The organism is Gimesia chilikensis (assembly GCF_007744075.1).
In the GTDB taxonomy this organism is placed as follows: Bacteria; Planctomycetota; Planctomycetia; order Planctomycetales; family Planctomycetaceae; genus Gimesia; species Gimesia chilikensis_A.
The window spans coordinates 3475635-3492243 of record NZ_CP036266.1; the positions used below are offsets into that span (position 1 = coordinate 3475635).

Consider the following 16609-nt stretch of genomic DNA (forward strand, 5'->3'; position numbering starts at 1 on the left):
TTGCCCTGGTGCGTTTGCCTGGGTTGTGTGCTGCGCGGTGGGCGGACAGGTGGGTCCGCACCTTGCATTTTTGATGGAATGTGAGTTGGTTATGGAGGGCTGGTTTGTTCGTTGTCTGTTGTGTGGCTTGCGGTTTGATTGTGGCGATGGGGACGTGGGGGTCAAGACAAAATTTTGTCCCGATGTGGCCGGATTTTGTCCTGGTCTGTCCCGGAATTTGTCCCGCTGTGTCCTGAATCTGTCTGGCTGTGGCCGACTGTTAAGTTCGATTTTTCGAACTGGTGCTGCAGAAACAGGTGTGGAGCGGGTGAACATGGGCGGCGATTCCGGTGCTGAGGTGTCACTGGTGCGGCGTGTTTCGGTGCTCAATCAGGTGCCTCGCGCGCGAGCCAGATTTCGAAGAGGATACGGTTCGGCGGGAGGGGATCAAGGGCGGTCTGGTCAGGTGTGGGGATTTGTGTGTGGGGATTTGTCTGGTGCGGTTGGGGAGATGGATGTGGATTGTGTGGTTGAGCTGGGACCTCTTGTTGCCTGTGGCAATCCCGGATTTTATCCGGGACCACCCGGTGGGGGGTTCATCAGGTGCGGTTGGGGAGTGTTCTGGGGTTGTTTGTCGCGTGGCGGGCGGACACGTGGGGCCGTGCCCTACGGTTGGGGTTGGGGAGATGAGTGTGGATTGTTTGGTTGAGCTGGGGTTTCCTGTTGCCTGTGGCAATCCCGGATTTTATCCGGGACCACCCGGTGGGTTGTGAGGGGAATGGGTTTTGTTGCTGGTTGGTGGGTTGGTTGTTTGATCAATTACCGGCGGCTAGCGCCTTGCCGCTCAGAGTATTTAGTTTCCTGGTTAATCGACTACGGTTGTCATGGGGCCTACGGCGGCGGTGGTGCTGTGGCCGAGGGGGTATTTTTTCAGGAGTTCCTGGATGTCGTCCAGTGAGATGTTGTTTAAGAGTTCGAGATCGTCGGCGACGGAGTAGTACTTCTGGCGATAGACCCAGTTGCCTCCCAGGGAGGAGAGGCGGCCCATGGGGCGTTCGCTGCGGAGGACCAGTCGCGAGGCGAGTTTGTTTTTGGCACGGTCCAGTTCTTCCTGGGTGATGCCGTTCTGGTTCACGTCGTCGAAGATCTGCTGGATCAACTGGAGGTTACTTTCAATCAGATCAGGTTCGGAACAGAGGTAGGTCAGCCAGGTGCCGCTGCCGTCGTATTCGTTGAAACCGATCTCGGCGGATTCGGCCAGGCCGGGGTCGACCAGCTTCCAGTACAAGCGGCTGTTGGAGTCGTCGCCGATGACGACCGCGAGGATTTCTGCGGGGAGCCGCAGGATGTCGCGGGCGGAAGGAGCCGGAGCGAGCTGCATGATGTGCTGCTGCTGGGTCTTCTTTTCGGTGATGATCTGCGTGCCAGTTTTGGGCTGGGCTTCGTCGGTGGGACGGTCTGTCTGTCCGCCGGGCCAGTGGTCGCAGAATTTGTGTGCGAGCTCGAGGACCTTGTGCCAGTCGGCGTTGCCGGCTACCGCGAGGGTAAGGTTGCCGGCGAGGTAATGTTTCGCGTGGTAGTCGCGCATCTGCTCTGCGGTGAGGTCGGTGATGGACTGCACGGAACCGAGGATGCTCTGCCCCAGCGGGTGACCCTGGAAGTGGGCCTGCATCACTTTTTCGTAGGCGGTGAAGCTGTGCAGGTCGTCGTACATGCCGATCTCTTCGAGGATGACCTTCTTCTCCATGTCGAAGTCGTCCTGGCGGAGACTGGGGTGAATCAGTGTGGAGAGCAGTTCCATTGCGGTGTCGATGTACTCGGGGAGAAACGAACCGTAATAGAGGGTGATCTCTTCGCTGGTCGAGGCGTTATAGTTCGCACCGATCTCGTCGAAGATGCGGTTGACGTCGTCGGCCGTGTATTTTTCGTTCCCCTTGAAGGCCATGTGCTCGAGGAAGTGACTGACGCCGGAGACGTCAGCGGTTTCATCGCGCGAGCCGGTGCGGACGAAGTAGCCGATGGCGAGGCTGTGTGCGTTGGGATTGAGTTCGGCGATGATCTGCAGGCCGTTGTCCAGTTTGGTTTCATGAAAGATCACGGGGCACCTCCAGCGGTTTGGGGCCGATCGTTAAGACGGTGAAATTGGCGGCGGGATGAGCGTGGACATAACCGAGAATACGGTCGGTCGTGAGCTGCTGAATTTCGTCGTGAATCTGATCGAGGGTAGTAATGTGTTTGAGATAGAACCAGTCGCGGGCGATCGAAGCGGCGCGGGAAGACGTGGATTCCTGCGACATGATCAGCGAGCTTTTGGCGCGGGCCTTACAGCGTTCGAGTTCGGAGATGTCGATACCTTCGCCGAGTCGCTGGAGTTCGTGGAGCGTGACGTCGAGTGTTTCCTGGGCCCGTTCGGAGGTGGTGCCTGCGTAACAGAGGACGCGCCCGATGCCTGGCATGCCGACGAGCGAGGCGGAGACGGTGTAGCAGAGCCCCCGCTTTTCGCGGACTTCGGTAAACAGGCGGGCGCTCATGCCGCCACTGAGGATGCCGACGGCGGCCCAGGCGGTGTAATAGTCGGGATGGCCGTAGGGGACGGCGTCATAAGCGACGCCGAGGTGTGTCTGGGTGGTTTCCTGTTCGGTAAAGAAGGTTTTCTCGGTCGGGAAATCCAGAGCGGGTTCTTCGCGGCCGGCACTGGGTTCCCAGTCGCCGAAGAGGCTTTCGATGAGGTCGCGAACTTCGTCGAAGTCGATGTTGCCGGCGATCCCGATGATGGTGTCGTCGGGATGGAAGCCTGCGTTGTAATGAGTGCGGATATCATCGATGGTGATGCCTGCCAGGTGCGCGAGTTCGCCGTCACTGGGAAGTCCCCAGGGAGCGGGAAAGGCGCGGCGTTTGAGTTCGACGAGTGCTTTCTGCCGGGCATCGTCTTCGACGGACAGCAGGGCCTGGGCGACGCCGGCGCGGGAGGCATCGAACTGGTCCTCGGGCAGATGCGGTTCACGAATGATGTGGGCGTAGATTTTGAGGGTCTCACCGATTTTGTCCGCGAGGGTGGCCCCGGTGAAGGTGATGTGGGCGTTGGAGACCCCTTCATGTCGCTGGACGCCGAGGTTGTCGAGGGCGCTGGAGAGCTGCTGGCTGTCGTACTCCCCTGCACCGCGGGAGATCAGATCGGCGAGGATACTGGCGGTGCCGCGTTTGTCGGGGGGATCGTAAATGCTGCCGCCGGGGACCATGATCGTGAATGCGGCCGACTGGACGTCGGGCATCGATTCGGTCACCAGTGTCAGCCCGTTTGGAAAACGATGCGTTTGAATCAGTTGTTTGCCCATACGGGTTGCAACCTTCCTGACTGGAGAGACGGTATAAACTGTGAGCAGAACGGGGGTCGCGATGGGTCTCGTCTGAAGGGAGACCGCGTTTGTCGTTCTGCAGTTGGATGTTATCTGAAATACTCGGGCGATCTTAGCGATTCGGCTGGTGAATTGGTAGTGTCATTTCGGGGTGGGATGGGAGTGTTGCTGCAAATGGTTGAGATGAATTGGGGGAGGCTGAGATCGGGTTTTATCGATTGGGGAGTTTTCTGTTTTTTCACTGTTGGACAAGCCAACAGATGGCGCCCGGTGGGAGGAATCTATCTGGTACCGTCGGGGCAGTGTTCTCTAGTTGTTTATCGCGAGGCGGGCGGACACACAGGTCCGCGCCCTACGGAAGAGGTTGGGGGGGGGAATATGGATTGTATTGTTGAACTGGGACCTCCTGTTGCCTGCGGCAATCTCGGATTGCATCCGAGACCACCCGGTGTGGAGGTGTAAATGGAAGCTTTCGCAATGTTTTACTGTCAGTTTCCTGCTCGCTGTGCTCGCCCCGAATTACATTTGGGGCTATCTATGTGGGGTTCAGTGGTGTTGATAAAAGTGAGAAAAAAATGTCAGGCGCTGGACATATTGGGGGTTGTTGATGTTAAGATGGGACAAGAGATGATTCCGGCAGCGTTCCCGTTTCAACTTGAGTCCCTCCCGAAGAATCCCCCCAGACAAAGGAATCCCCTGGTGCGAGCACATAACAAGTCGACAGCAATGAACCGAATTTCCAGAAGACGATTCCTGCGCCGGAGTCTGGCTGGAGTGGCAGGTATGGGAATAATGACGATGATCTCCGACTCAATTCAGGCTGCAGAGAAAAAGGCATCACCCCAGCATTTACGCGTCGAAAAGATCGAGCGAACGACGGTAAAAGTTCCCTATCGGGACGTGCCCGCCCGGAACATGGCACGCGAATTACCGCATTGGCAGTATACCGAAATTGTGGAAGTGCATTTGAAATCGGGGCACGTTGGCTTCGGTGAAACGCTGCTCTATTACACCTGGAACGAGACTTCGGATGAAGCCGTAGAGCGGGCGCAGGGTAAGAATGCGGCCGAGCTGATGTGGGACGACGATCTGGGAGCGGGGCTGCAGATGGCGCTGTTTGATGCGGTCGCGAAAGCAGCGGAAGTTCCCGTGCATGCGTTGCTGGGGAGGAAGGTTCACGACAAGACTCCCCTCTCGTGGTGGAACATTGATACTTCGGTCGAGGATATGGCGCTGGAATGTGCCGAGGCTTACAAGCAGGGCTACATGTCCTATAAGACGAAAGGACGTCCGTGGTACGACGTGTGGGCCCAGGTTGAAGAAGCCAGCAAGGTGGTGCCGAAGGATTTCAAGATCGACATGGACTTCAACGACACGCTGCTGGATGCGGAGCGTGCCCTGCCGATCCTGGAAGATCTGGCTCAGTATCCGCAGGTCGACATTTTTGAATCTCCGATTTTCCAGGATGACGTGGCAGGAAACAAAATTCTGATGGCGGCGACCGATGTGAATATCGCCATGCATTATGGAACCCCCGACCCGCTGATTGCGATTCGCGAAAACATCTGCGATGGCTTTGTGATCGGGCATGGTGCGCGGGAGCTGATGGCATCGGGGGCCGTGGCTGCGATGGCGGATAAACCGTTCTGGTTACAGCTGGTGGGTACGGGGATTACGGCTGCTTTCTCGCTGCATTTCGGTGCGGTGCTGAGTCATGCCACCTGGCCTGCTGTAAATTGTCATCAGTTGTACAAGTACAATCTGTTGACGGAGCCGATTGTGGTCAAAGAAGGGTTTGCTCAAGTGCCCGACAAGCCGGGCCTGGGATATGAACTGAATCGGGATATGCTTGAGAAGCTGCGCGTCGAGAAACCGGAGTCTCGTCCTGAACCGCCGCGTTTGATTGAAACGACGTGGAAAGACGGACGGAAGATGTACTTCGGCAACACGGGGGAAGTCAACTTTGTCCTGAACCCGGCCCGCGATGGGAATGTGCCTTACTTTGAGCGGGGCGTCGATACGCGACTGGTTCCGAACGACGGTTCAAAGGAATGGAAAGAATTGTATCAGAAGTCGAACACCAAGCCGTTATTGATTAAAGGATAGGCGACGGCAGCCAGCAGCAGGTTCGAAGTGAACTGGTTTGCAACGGGAGCGTGATCTCTGCTTAGAGCGAGGGAGCTTCGACGTAGTGGCTGGGTTTGTAGAGGGTCCGTGTGAGGCGGAAGCCGATGGACCGGTAGAGGTTGATGGCGGGTTCATTCTCGGCGGTGACTTCGAGGTAAGCCCGTTTGACGCCGGCTTCGCGGAAACCGAGGAGGCATTTGGTGACCAGTGCCCTGCCGAGCCCGAGTCCGCGGTGTTTGGGGGTGATGCCGACGTTCTGAATCGCACCCATGATGCGGCTGGGGACGATGGCCTGAATCGTGCCACAGTCGACGGGTTCTTCGTTGCCCATGCCGTCCCAGGTAATGAGCCAGGTACCACCGGGCAGGAAGTTGCGTTGCGTCGAGATATCGCGCATCAGTTTGCGACAGCCGTCGATGTCTCCCAGGCAGGGAAAGACGCGGGCGTCGAGTTCGGAGCGGAAGCTGTGATACTTGGTGATGGCGTGACGGTCGAGTGTGGTCAGTTCCCAGGGACACCAGCGGTAGCCTTCGGGCAGAGGATCATCAACCAGGCGCGCGTTGAGCAGGTCGATTTCCATGCGGAATCTACGAAAGTAAGTTTCGGTGAAGTCCATGAGAAGCTCGCTGCTGCACGAGGAGTCGGATCGAAAACGGACCAGATATTTAGAATACCTAATTTTACCATTCTCTATACTAGTGTCAATCTGGGGAGTTCGATTCGGCGGGAAAGCGTTGATTTTCCTGAAGCGAGTGCCTGTCGTGGCTGATGTACCCGATGGTAGCAGTTCGCGTGATTTACTTAAAATGCGGGCTGGAACTGTCCAGCGAGGAAAATCAGGAGATGCGATTTCAAATTCCGAGGTTTTCACTCAAGTTCCGGGAGTGGTGCAGCGGGATTGTCGGATCTGGAATTGTGGCTGTTTCCCTTAGTTGAAAAAACGGGTGAAACTTCTAGAATGAACTAACCGTTAGAGTTCATGTTTCCTGGTGAACATGATGATTCCCCGCCTCTGTTCCTACCCTGTTTGGAGTGATTCTCACAGTGACCGACAACAGTAACCTTGACGAATTGGTAAAACAGCATCAGGACATACTCGATGCTCACACGCGCGAGCACGTGCAGTGGCACTTCAATCCGGAAACGGGATCTCCCTACTGGCTGGAAAAAGCGAAGTCGTTCGACTTCGATCCGCTGACCGACGTGAACTGCTTCGAGGACTTGAACAAGTTTCCGCTGTTCGAAGATGATGAACTGCGGGGTGGTCCGGTTGATCGCTGGATTCCCAAGGCACTGCAGGGCAAGCCGACCTACGTCTTCGAGACTGGCGGTACGACAGGGATTCCCAAGTCACGCGTGGTAATCGACGACTTCCGCATCGACTATGAAAACTTCAGCGATACCCTGCCCGACGAGTACTTCCCGAAAGGTTCGAACTGGCTGATGTTGGGGCCCTCGGGTCCGCGTCGTCTGCGTCTGGCTGTTGAGCATATGGCTCAGCATCGGGGCGGGATCTCCTTCTGCGTCGACCTTGACCCTCGCTGGGTGGTCAAGCTGATCAAAAAAGGCAAGATCGACGAAGTTAAAGAATACAGTAATCACGTGATCGATCAGGCAATGACGATCCTGAGTGCGGGGCATGACATCAAGTGTATGTTTACCACTCCCAAACTGCTGGAAGCTCTCGCCATGCGTCTGATGGACGAAGGTTCGAGCATAGAAGAAGCCGGCATTAAAGGGATCTTCTGCGGTGGAACCGAATTCACACAACAGTGGTATCGCTTTGCCCGCGAAGAGCTGCTGGGTGAGAACGTCTTCATCACCCCGACCTACGGCAACACGCTGATGGGGCTGGCCTGCGGTAAGCCATTCGATCCGGCTGACAACTACAAAATTACATATTATGCACCGCAGCCCCGTGCTGCGATTCGCGTGGTTGATTTCGACGATCACACCAAGGTGGTGGGGTACGGTGAAACCGGTCGCGTGAAGCTGTTTACCATGACCAAAGAACTGTTCATTCCCGGCTTCCTGGAACGCGATGAAGGCGAACGCGAAATGCCTCACGTCAAGTATCCATGGGATGGCGTGAGTGGTGTGCGTCCCTTCCACAAAATCGCTTCGTCGACCACGGTGGGCGTTTACTAAGACGCAAGTGCTCGAGCAGTCAGAGATCGGCGACCGTCATTCAGGCGGTCGCTGTTGTTCCGGCTGTCTGAATCGGATTGAACTTCTGAACTATTTTGCCTGGATGCAAATTGCTGCCTGATTTGCATTGAATTCACAAAGGATAGCCGCCGTGCTGGAAATACCTGTACTTCGCTGGGGTACCCCATACGAAAGTTTCGATCAACAGGAAGTCGTTCATTTTGAAACAGGCGAGCCTCTCGCCAAAGTGCATCAGGCCAACGCCGGTCTGGTGAAAATGGACATGCGGAAAGCACAGCGGGCACGCGACCTGCTGCGAGAGATTCCGATTCCCAAGCTGCTGGAAATCTGTAAGAAAGCAGCTGAACTCTACATGACGGCGGAACTGCCGCTGGGCAACGGAACACAGACTCCCGAAGAGTTCTGCCGGATTCAGTCTGCCAGCACCGGGATGCCCGAGTGGATGTGTGCCAGCAACATGAAGAAGGTCTCCTTCGTACTGGAACACATGGAAGAGATTCTCGACGCCCTGACCCGCGGTCTGCCACTGGATATTCTGACTAAGGGGTATGGTAAAGAAGAGCGTGGCGTGATGCTGAGCTACCAGGCCAATTCGCCGGTACTGGGACTCGTGCTGCCTTCAAACTCACCAGGCGTGCACACACTGTGGATGCCGATCCTGCCGATGCAGATCGGTCTGGTACTGAAGCCGGGGTCATCTGAGCCCTGGACTCCTTACCGGATGACCGAAGCCTTCTGCCAGGCGGGTATACCACGGGAATGTATCTCCGTCTATCCGGGACCTCACGATGTGGGTTCCACGGTGACCGAGCTCTGTAAGCGAGTGATGGTATTTGGTGGTCAGCAGACCATCGATAAGTACAAGGCGAACCCGAACGTGCAGGCGCACGGTCCTGGTTTCAGTAAGATTCTGCTCGGTGACGATGTCGTGGATCAGTGGGAAGATTATCTCGACCTGATCGTGGACAGCATTTACCAGAACGGTGGTCGCAGCTGCGTCAACGCATCCGGCGTCTGGGCATCGCGGCATACTGAAGAGATTGCAGACGCGATCGCCAAACGGCTGGGACCGGTCGGACCGACTTCGATGACCGACCCCGAAGCCCCGCTGGCAGCTTTCACCATGACCGGTGCCGCCAAGGCGATGAATGGTCAGATTGAAGAAGGACTGAAAGAGTCCGGCGTGACCGAAGTGACTGAAAAGTATCGCGACGGTGATCGACTGATTGAGATGGAACGCTGCGATTATCTGCGTCCGACCATCGTGCACTGTGACAATCCCGACGCGACGCTGGCGAACACCGAGTACATGTTCCCCATGGCTTCAGTCGTGAAATGCGAACAGAAAGACATGCTGAAAAAGATCGGCATGACGCTGGTCTGCTCTGTATTTACTGAAGATCAGGACTGGACGCAGCAGTTGCTGGATGCAACACAGATCGACCGGTTGAATATCGGTCCGGTGAAGACGAATGCTCTGAACTGGTTGCAGCCGCACGAAGGGAATATTGTCGAATTCCTGTTCCGGGCGCGTGCCTTCCAGAACGAACCGCCGGCCGCTCACTGAGCCGGAAAGGTTAGATAAATCGAACTCTCACTGCAGACCGTCTGGTGAAAATCAGGCGGTCTGAATCAGTGAAGAGTGAGTCTGCTCCCGGATCTGGCTGGCCAGTGCTTCGGGAGAATCAGACATTAGCCATTGCACGATTCGCCAGTCTGACCACCGCGGATCGGGATCGCTGGAAGGACCTGCGATGAAGCCGAGGTGTCCCCCCTGCTCTGTGAGATAGAGCGTGACCTTGTCGTGGTTCGCGAGTTTTTCGATCGCGGGCTGGTAGGATTCGAACGGGATCAGCGGGTCGTCCTTAGCGGAGATGATCAGCGTCGGAACCGAGATTTCCGGCAGGACATCACAGGGACTGCAGCGGTTGTAATAGTCTTCGGCAGACTCAAAGCCAGCCAGCGGTGCAGTGAACTGATCGTCGAATTCAAGTAGCGTGCGTGGATAGTTCGCGCCGGTAATTTTGTGTGTATGTTCCTGGTACTGATGCGACTTGCGGATCTGTTTGATGAGGTTCGTCACAAAGTGCCGCTGGTAGCGACCGAAGAGTGGCTTGCCGAATACCTGCACACTTTCGGCGAGGCGAAGTGGCGGATTGAGGACCAGCGCCCGGTCGACGAGTTCCGAACCCGGTTTGTGACGGGCAAGGTAATTGAGTGTGATCGTACCACCCAGCGAAAAGCCCACGACGCCGATCGGCGAACGCGGGCACATGAACTCGATCTGTTCGAGGGCGACCTGAAGATCGTGAAAGCTGCCGGCGTGATAAGGAGATTTAGCGAGTCCCGTCCCTGCCCCACAGCCGCGGAGATCCATGCGAAACACACGAACTCCCCGCGCATTCAGCTTGTGAGCCAGGCGGATCATGTAAGAACTCTGATGACATCCCGACAAGCCATGCAGCAGGATCACCACGCGGTCCCCCGGTTTCCAGGGGCCCGGGCAGTCATCGTGCAGAATCAACAGATCGCTGTCAGGCAGGCGGCACGAATGCTGCTCTGCCTGATAGGGCGTTTTCACACGCGAGTGGAACTGCCCTACGATCGTCTGCAGATGAGGATTTTTATAGAGACGATGCGGCACAAACGGTGGAAATACCAGATCACTCTTCATTCAGCTTGATTCCTGCGGAACACACTTAGAATTACCGAATCAGACGAAGGCCGCGGTAGTCGGCTTGATGGTCAGATCCTGAACGTGAGCACGAGGTGGTAACTGGCTGATCATCAAGACGGCAGCAGCAACATCCTCGGGCTGCAGAATTTTGGCGCGATGTTCTTTGCTGACGGGCACAGGCCGTTCGTCCAGAATCGGAGTTTCGACCTCACCCGGGTAAATGGTGGAAACTCGAATCCCACGGTCTTTTTCCTCCTGGGCGACGGTGGTTCCCAGCGCAGTCATCGCAAACTTGGATGCATTATAGGCGACGCCGCCGAGCAGAGCAGCCCGCAAACCGGAAATCGAACAGATATTAATGATCAGTCCGTCCTGACGTTCCCGCATCTGGGGCAGAACCGCCTGCATGCAGTTGAAAGCTCCGGTCGCGTTGACGGTCATCAGGCGATCCCAGTCTTCAGGGGAGACAACTTCCATGGAGCGGTCTCGACAGTTGATGCCGGCACAATGGACGAGGATGTCGATCTGGCCCAGTTTCTCATTGGCTGCTTTGAAGAAAGCCGCAACGCTGTCACGATCGGCGACATCGATCACATGGTAGTCAATTTTGCCTTCGGCTTTGGCAGCAACTTTCTCCAGTGGTTCCTGACGACGGCCACCCACGACGACATCCGCACCGGCCTGGGCCAGTATGAGGGCACAGGCCTCTCCGATTCCAGTCCCTCCCCCGGTAACAACAACTTTCTTATTTTCTAATCCTGGCATGTTTCTGTTTCTCAATCTGGTGATATAGACAGGTGGGTCAATTCAAGGCGGGTCCTCAGTTGGAACCTGTCCCAATCTTACGAAAAATCAGATTGAAAAGAAATGATGTGCAGAGGGAAACCGGGATAATTCAGGCTTCCGCAGGCGTCTGTACAGAGGGTTTTCGACGCGGAGGCGCGAAGAGAAATGTGAGCAGGACCAGCAGCCCGAACAGCGTATAGCAGACCGTAAAGACCCAGGGAGCCGCATCAAAAAAGAGCGCTTCATGGACCCAGCTGGCAATAAAATCGCCCTCGTAGGAGGTTTCCCCTGCCTGGTCACGCAACCATTTTTCTAGTGTGGTCAGCGGACAAACGATACCCAGCAGGGATTCGGCTACGACGAACAGAATCGAACCCAGGTGGATCAGCCGGAATTTGAAATTGCGGATCCAGTTCCATCCGGCCAGGGCGCCGACCATGATCAGCAATTGTCCGATCAGAACGAACAGCACAAAGGCGAAGTGAATCACCACAATGGTATCCGCGGCCAGCTTGCTCAGAAATTGGGTATCGTGAAAATTCATCTCCACTTCCAGCGAGACAGGAAACTGTAGACGGGAATAACTTTTAATCCAGAGACTCTCTCTTAAGAGACGCCGGGTTGATTGAATATTCCTGAAAATGAGAGAGAATTCTCAAATTGTACCGAACTGGACTCTGAGTGGCGATTTGTGAAAATGAAGTTATGATGATTGACAGCACGACTTATATTCAGTTTAAGGAGACTTCGCTATAATGGCGTTGAGTTCCGAATGACCGTCGATATCATACTCAATCGATGAGTCAGCCATGAAGATGGATATAGGTGTGTTGATGACGGGACGTCGAATTTTGGGAACACGCATCGGAAAAGAAACTGTGAAGTCATCCGCAGAACAGCAACAGAATGAGGGACGCTCTGCCGCAGCGAAGTCTTCAGTCGCAGCAGACGCGCGTTCTACTAATCGCGGGACGGAAACGCTGATGAGAAAAGTGCGGCGGGGACGATTACGGTTACCGATCACTTTAAGTGTCGTACTGATGATCCTGAATGTCGCACTGATGGTGTTCTGGATCATTCTGGCGGCGCAAATTTACTGGTGGACGGCCCTGGCGATCGGTACGGTCGTCTTCGTGTTGATTCTGGTGGGACTCTCGCTGTATCTCGTGCTGACCATTAAGGAAGTTCGCCTGAATCAACGTCAGTCTGATTTTATCGACAGTGTGACGCACGAACTGAAAACACCACTCGCTTCGCTGAGACTTTACCTGGAAACACTACAGCTTCGTCAGCTTTCTGAAGAGCAGCGAGGCGAATTTTATGTCACGATGAAGACTGAGCTGGAACGACTGGATCATCTGATTTCGCAGCTCCTGGAGGTGAAACGTCTGGATGCGCTGGGGATGCAGTCCGATCCGGAAGACATTCTGCTGGAACCTTTGATTCGCCACTGTGCCAAGCTGGAATGCAATCGACGTCAGCTGGATATCGACCAGGTATGCGAGTTTGATATCGAGGCTGCCACGGTACATACACGCAGAATTCTACTGGAAATGATCTTTCGCAACGTGATCGACAATGCCATCAAGTATGGCGGTGCAGTGCCGAAGATTCAGATTCAAGTTCGCGTGAGTAGTGGTGGCCGGGTGATTTCCCGAGTGATGGATAATGGCGAGGGAGTCGATCCGGAAATCCGCAAAGAGATCTTTAAAATCTTCTATCGAGGCGAAAGTGAGTTGGAGCGGCGCAAAACAGGAACGGGACTGGGCCTGTATATTGTACGGACACTGGTACATCTGCTGGGCGGCAAAGTCACCGTACATGATCGACTGGACCAGCCCGGGAGCGTATTTGCCATCGATTTGCCAGGGAAAGCGGAAGAATGAAGTTACTTGTTGTTGAAGACGAAAAAGCACTCGCACAGGGTTTAAAGTTCAACTTCGAACAGGAAGGTTATACGGTACTGACTGCCGAAGACGGTCCGACTGCGATCCGTCATTTCGAAGAATGCTATGAGTCGGACGGGGAGAGTATTGACCTGGTCGTACTGGACCTGATGCTGCCGGGAATGAGCGGTTATGAGATTGCTAAGGAGATCCGCCGGATCGACGAAGTTGTGCCGATCCTGGTTCTCAGTGCCCGCGAGTTGAGTGAAGACAAGGCCTACGCCTTCGATTGCGGGACCGATCAGTATATGACGAAGCCATTCGCCTTGCCCGAACTTTTGAGCCGGGTCAAGAACCTGCTCAAGCGGAAAAGCCTGGTCCAGAAAGCGCCAGTCACGACGCGGAATGTGCCCAAGGAATACCAGTTCGGTAATGTGACGGTGGACTTTGAAGCATTTGAAATCGAAGTCGATGGTGAGCGAAAAAGTCTGACCAACCTGGAGTTGCGACTGCTCCAGTATTTCATCGAGCACGAGGGCATGGTACTGACGCGGGCCCAGATTCTGGATGACGTCTGGGGTGAGCAATCTGCCTTTGTGACCACCCGCACGATCGATAACTTCGTGCTGCGGCTACGAAAACTGGTTGAGAGTAATCCTGCCGAACCGGTGCACATTGTTTCCGTACGCGGGGCCGGATATCGCTTCATGCCGGAAGAGATGTCGGAGTAATCGAGTGGACAAGTGTGTGATCCCTTGAGGGTTTTCGGGTTGGAAGTCCTGAAATTGCAGACTTTTTTTCACTTTGACATAACTTTGACAATTATATGACCCTTACCAGACACCTCGTGTCGACCTCATTGTTAGAATCCCGTGGAAGTGAGAGATCAGTGGAAGTCTGGTTTCTGCAAATAAACCATCAAGACACCTAACGAAACGATGAGGATATCATGGCGAGTGTCATCTTAGAGCAACCTCCTGAGAATCAATCCACGGTTACAGCTCAGCCGAAGAAATCCAAAAAGCGCGAAGAGCGCGAGCAGATCATTTCCAAGTTCCACAAAGAGAACCTGAAATGGAGCAATGTGGACTGGGTCATTCTGTTGTGGATGGCAGGCATTCACATCGGTGCTGTCGCGGCGTTTTTCTTCATCTCCTGGCAGGCCGTCGTGACCTGTCTGGTACTGCACTGGGCCACAGCCAGTATTGGCATCTGCCTGGGCTACCACCGTTACCTCTCACATAAATCCATGAAGCTGCGTGCTCCTGCTGAGTTCTTCGTGCTGCTCTGTGGCGTGCTGTCGGGTGAAGGTTCACCTCTGACCTGGGCTGCGACTCACCGCTTGCATCACCAGAAATCTGACAAGCACGGTGATCCACACTCTCCGTTTGAGGGAACCTTCTGGTCTCACCTGCTCTGGTTGTTCGTGTATCGCAGCAAGGAAGTCAACCAGAAGTTCTTCGAGCACTATGTGCCCGACATGAAAGATCGCAAGATGCTGCAGTTCTTCGAAAAGACCTACGGACTCTGGGTGGTTGGTTCCGGCTTCGTCCTGTTCGGCATTGGATACGCAATGGGCGGCATGTACATGGCCTGGTCAATGCTGCTCTGGGGCCTGTGTGCCCGGATGGCATTTGTTTACAACTCAACCTGGTTTGTGAACTCCGCGACACACCTGTGGGGTTACCGCAACTATGAAACGACCGATCAGTCCAAGAACCTGTGGTGGGTCGCAATCGTCGCTTACGGCGAAGGCTGGCACAACAATCACCACGCTCATCCTTCTGTAGCACCCGCCGGTCACCGCAAATGGGAATTCGACATTACCTGGTGGTCCATCAAAGCACTGCGGGCCATTGGACAGGCATACGACGTTAACGATCGGATTCCTCAGAAGAATGCCGAGCCGGAAATCGATCCGGAGCCCGGCAAGAACGGCATCGTAGTCGCGAAGTAAACGCGTCGATTGAATAAACAATATGAAAGCCCTGACTGGCGAAAACCGGTCAGGGCTTTTTTTATACATGAATGAGATTAAAGAGGATGTCAGCTTTGTTTAATCTGTTCCAGATACCCCGGCCTTAAGACGTTTTCGCACCACTGTGCGGCTTTGAGCAGATCGTCAAATTTATCGGGATGTCCAGTGATCTGGATTCCCAGCGGCAGGCCGGTCTCGCTGACAGCCACGGGAATGGTAATTGTCGGAAAGCCGGTCAGGCTCCAGGGGGCATTCATACCAGGATTCCCGGTCGTTGTTGTGTCGGGAGCTGCTCCATGGGTGGCGGGAGAGATCAGGATTTCGGAACGGACGAAACAGCGTCGCATGATCTGGCTGATAGTATTCTGGTAGTCCAGGCAGGCCTGATAGCGTTCCTGGGAAACTCCCCTGCCCGCTTCGAGGACGTCGCTGATCGCAGGACCATAATGTTCCCGGTTCTGTTCGTAATCCTTGCCTAACTGGTGCAACATTTCGTACTGCATCAGGCTCAAGTGCTCTTCCAGGATCGAATCAAATTCGGATGGCAGTGGACATTCTCGAATCGGAGCACCAGCGGCGTTCAGTTCATCGGAAGCCATTGTGAGCGCCAGTTGCATTTCGGGTTCCGCACGCGCTGAGAAGAACCCGGAAAGCCAGCCGATCCGCGGTGGTTCGATCACCGGCTCCACGAGTAATGGCAGATATGTCGCCTGATCGGTCATGCAGTCCAGCATGATAACCAGGTCAACCACGGTTTGGGCAATCGGTCCGACATGATCCAGATGGTCCGAGAGCAGGATGACGCCATGTCGGTCAACCATTCCAAATGTGGGCTTCAGCCCGGCAACTCCGCAATACGCAGCCGGGCGAATGATGGAGCCTCCGGTCTGGGTGCCCACTGCAGCCAGGCACATGCCTGCAGCGACAGCGGCGGCAGAACCACTTGACGAGCCACCAGGCGTGTGTTCCTTGTTCCAGGGATTTCGTGTGGGTGGTGGATCGAAGCAGGCCAGCTGAGTCGTCTCCGTTTTTCCGGGAAAGATCGCTCCTTCCAGACGCAGGTTGGCGACGACCATCGCGTCCTGGGAGGCGGGCGTCTCGTCCCGCGATTCCAGCCCGGCCCGGGTGGGCATGCCTTTGACGTCGATGATGTCCTTGATACCCACGGGGATGCCATGCAGCGGACCCCGCCAGATGCCGCGTTGAATTTCCGCGTCCAGTTCATCGGCCTGTTGAAAGGCGGACACACGATCAAGGTAAGCCCAGGCGTGGATGACATCTTCTTCCGCATCGATTTTTCGGAAGCATTGTTCCAGAAGTTCGCGGCACGAGAGCGTGCCTGCCTTGAGGGCCTGTTGTGTGTCTGCGATGGTTTGAGGTGGTGTCTGGAACAGATTCATAATCGGTTTCTGATATATGGGTGCGGATTATCACAGGTTTTTTTGATTTTCAATGATTCCGGGTCGGAAATCAAATGGCAGTGGGTTGACGATTGGAAAATTAGCTCCATAATGCATGGTTCACGCGTTGATACGCTATCAATTCAGGGGCGGAATGCTGTCCCCGAGTATGGTGGGGTAGTCGTTGACCGGGTCAGATCTTAACCGAAGCAGCCCACAGCGGTTTATTCCAGGTGTACGAGGGGGCAGTA

General features: G+C 55.1%; 13 protein-coding genes. 6 read left to right on the plus strand and 7 right to left on the minus strand.

All coding sequences use genetic code 11. The annotated features are described in order from the left end of the window. Positions 1-844 precede the first annotated feature (844 nt). Together HG66A1_RS13165 and HG66A1_RS13170 are read right to left on the minus strand one after the other, a co-directional pair. Complete coding sequence (locus tag HG66A1_RS13165) at positions 845-2077, minus strand: M16 family metallopeptidase (RefSeq protein ID WP_145184444.1); 1233 nt, start codon at positions 2075-2077, stop codon at positions 845-847. Then, complete coding sequence (locus HG66A1_RS13170) at positions 2064-3314, minus strand: M16 family metallopeptidase (protein WP_145184446.1); 1251 nt, start codon at positions 3312-3314, stop codon at positions 2064-2066. The genes HG66A1_RS13165 and HG66A1_RS13170 overlap by 14 nt, the downstream gene beginning before the upstream one ends. Positions 3315-4127: 813 nt before the next feature. Here HG66A1_RS13170 and HG66A1_RS13175 point away from each other — a divergent pair. Then, entirely contained in the window at positions 4128-5441 is a 1314-nt protein-coding gene (locus HG66A1_RS13175; protein ID WP_232106824.1) for a mandelate racemase/muconate lactonizing enzyme family protein, read from the plus strand. Between the two features lie 61 nt (positions 5442-5502). Here the strand turns inward: HG66A1_RS13175 and HG66A1_RS13180 are convergent, their stop codons facing one another. Further along, on the minus strand, positions 5503-6078 hold the full coding sequence (locus tag HG66A1_RS13180; RefSeq protein ID WP_232102197.1) for a GNAT family N-acetyltransferase: 576 nt from the start codon (positions 6076-6078) through the stop codon (positions 5503-5505). A 428-nt stretch (positions 6079-6506) separates the two neighbouring features. Here HG66A1_RS13180 and HG66A1_RS13185 point away from each other — a divergent pair, with 428 nt between their 5' ends. Continuing rightward, on the plus strand, positions 6507-7610 hold the full coding sequence (locus tag HG66A1_RS13185) for a hypothetical protein (RefSeq protein WP_145040521.1): 1104 nt from the start codon (positions 6507-6509) through the stop codon (positions 7608-7610). Positions 7611-7761: 151 nt separating this feature from the next. Further along, positions 7762-9198: an aldehyde dehydrogenase family protein gene (locus tag HG66A1_RS13190; RefSeq protein ID WP_145184452.1), complete on the plus strand. Its 1437-nt coding sequence runs from the start codon at positions 7762-7764 to the stop codon at positions 9196-9198. 51 nt (positions 9199-9249) lie between these two features. Here HG66A1_RS13190 and HG66A1_RS13195 read toward each other — a convergent pair whose 3' ends face one another. The 3 genes from HG66A1_RS13195 to HG66A1_RS13205 form a co-directional block, all read right to left on the minus strand. Beyond that, positions 9250-10305 (minus strand): YheT family hydrolase, encoded by a 1056-nt coding sequence (locus HG66A1_RS13195; protein ID WP_145184455.1) that lies wholly within the window; start codon positions 10303-10305, stop codon positions 9250-9252. Between the two features lie 39 nt (positions 10306-10344). Next, the gene (locus tag HG66A1_RS13200) at positions 10345-11073 is read right to left on the minus strand and encodes an SDR family oxidoreductase (RefSeq protein ID WP_145184458.1); all 729 of its coding nucleotides are present in this window, start codon (positions 11071-11073) and stop codon (positions 10345-10347) included. 130 nt (positions 11074-11203) lie between these two features. Further along, positions 11204-11638 carry a DUF2784 domain-containing protein gene (locus tag HG66A1_RS13205; protein ID WP_145184461.1) on the minus strand — a complete coding sequence of 145 codons (435 nt, stop codon included), beginning with the start codon at positions 11636-11638 and terminating at the stop codon, positions 11204-11206. 265 nt (positions 11639-11903) lie between these two features. On the opposite strand from HG66A1_RS13205, the gene HG66A1_RS13210 reads away from it, so the two are divergent. The 3 genes from HG66A1_RS13210 to HG66A1_RS13220 all read left to right on the plus strand — a co-directional run bounded on the left by HG66A1_RS13210 (position 11904) and on the right by HG66A1_RS13220 (position 14937). After that, positions 11904-12980, plus strand: a complete 1077-nt coding sequence (locus tag HG66A1_RS13210; protein ID WP_232102196.1) for a sensor histidine kinase — start codon at positions 11904-11906, stop codon at positions 12978-12980. Beyond that, positions 12977-13711: a response regulator transcription factor gene (locus HG66A1_RS13215; RefSeq protein ID WP_145184464.1), complete on the plus strand. Its 735-nt coding sequence runs from the start codon at positions 12977-12979 to the stop codon at positions 13709-13711. Before HG66A1_RS13210 ends, HG66A1_RS13215 begins: the two co-directional genes overlap by 4 nt. Positions 13712-13929: 218 nt before the next feature. After that, positions 13930-14937 carry an acyl-CoA desaturase gene (locus HG66A1_RS13220; RefSeq protein WP_145184467.1) on the plus strand — a complete coding sequence of 336 codons (1008 nt, stop codon included), beginning with the start codon at positions 13930-13932 and terminating at the stop codon, positions 14935-14937. 89 nt (positions 14938-15026) lie between these two features. Here the strand turns inward: HG66A1_RS13220 and HG66A1_RS13225 are convergent, their stop codons facing one another. Next, positions 15027-16358 (minus strand): amidase, encoded by a 1332-nt coding sequence (locus HG66A1_RS13225; RefSeq protein ID WP_145184470.1) that lies wholly within the window; start codon positions 16356-16358, stop codon positions 15027-15029. Positions 16359-16609 lie beyond the last annotated feature (251 nt).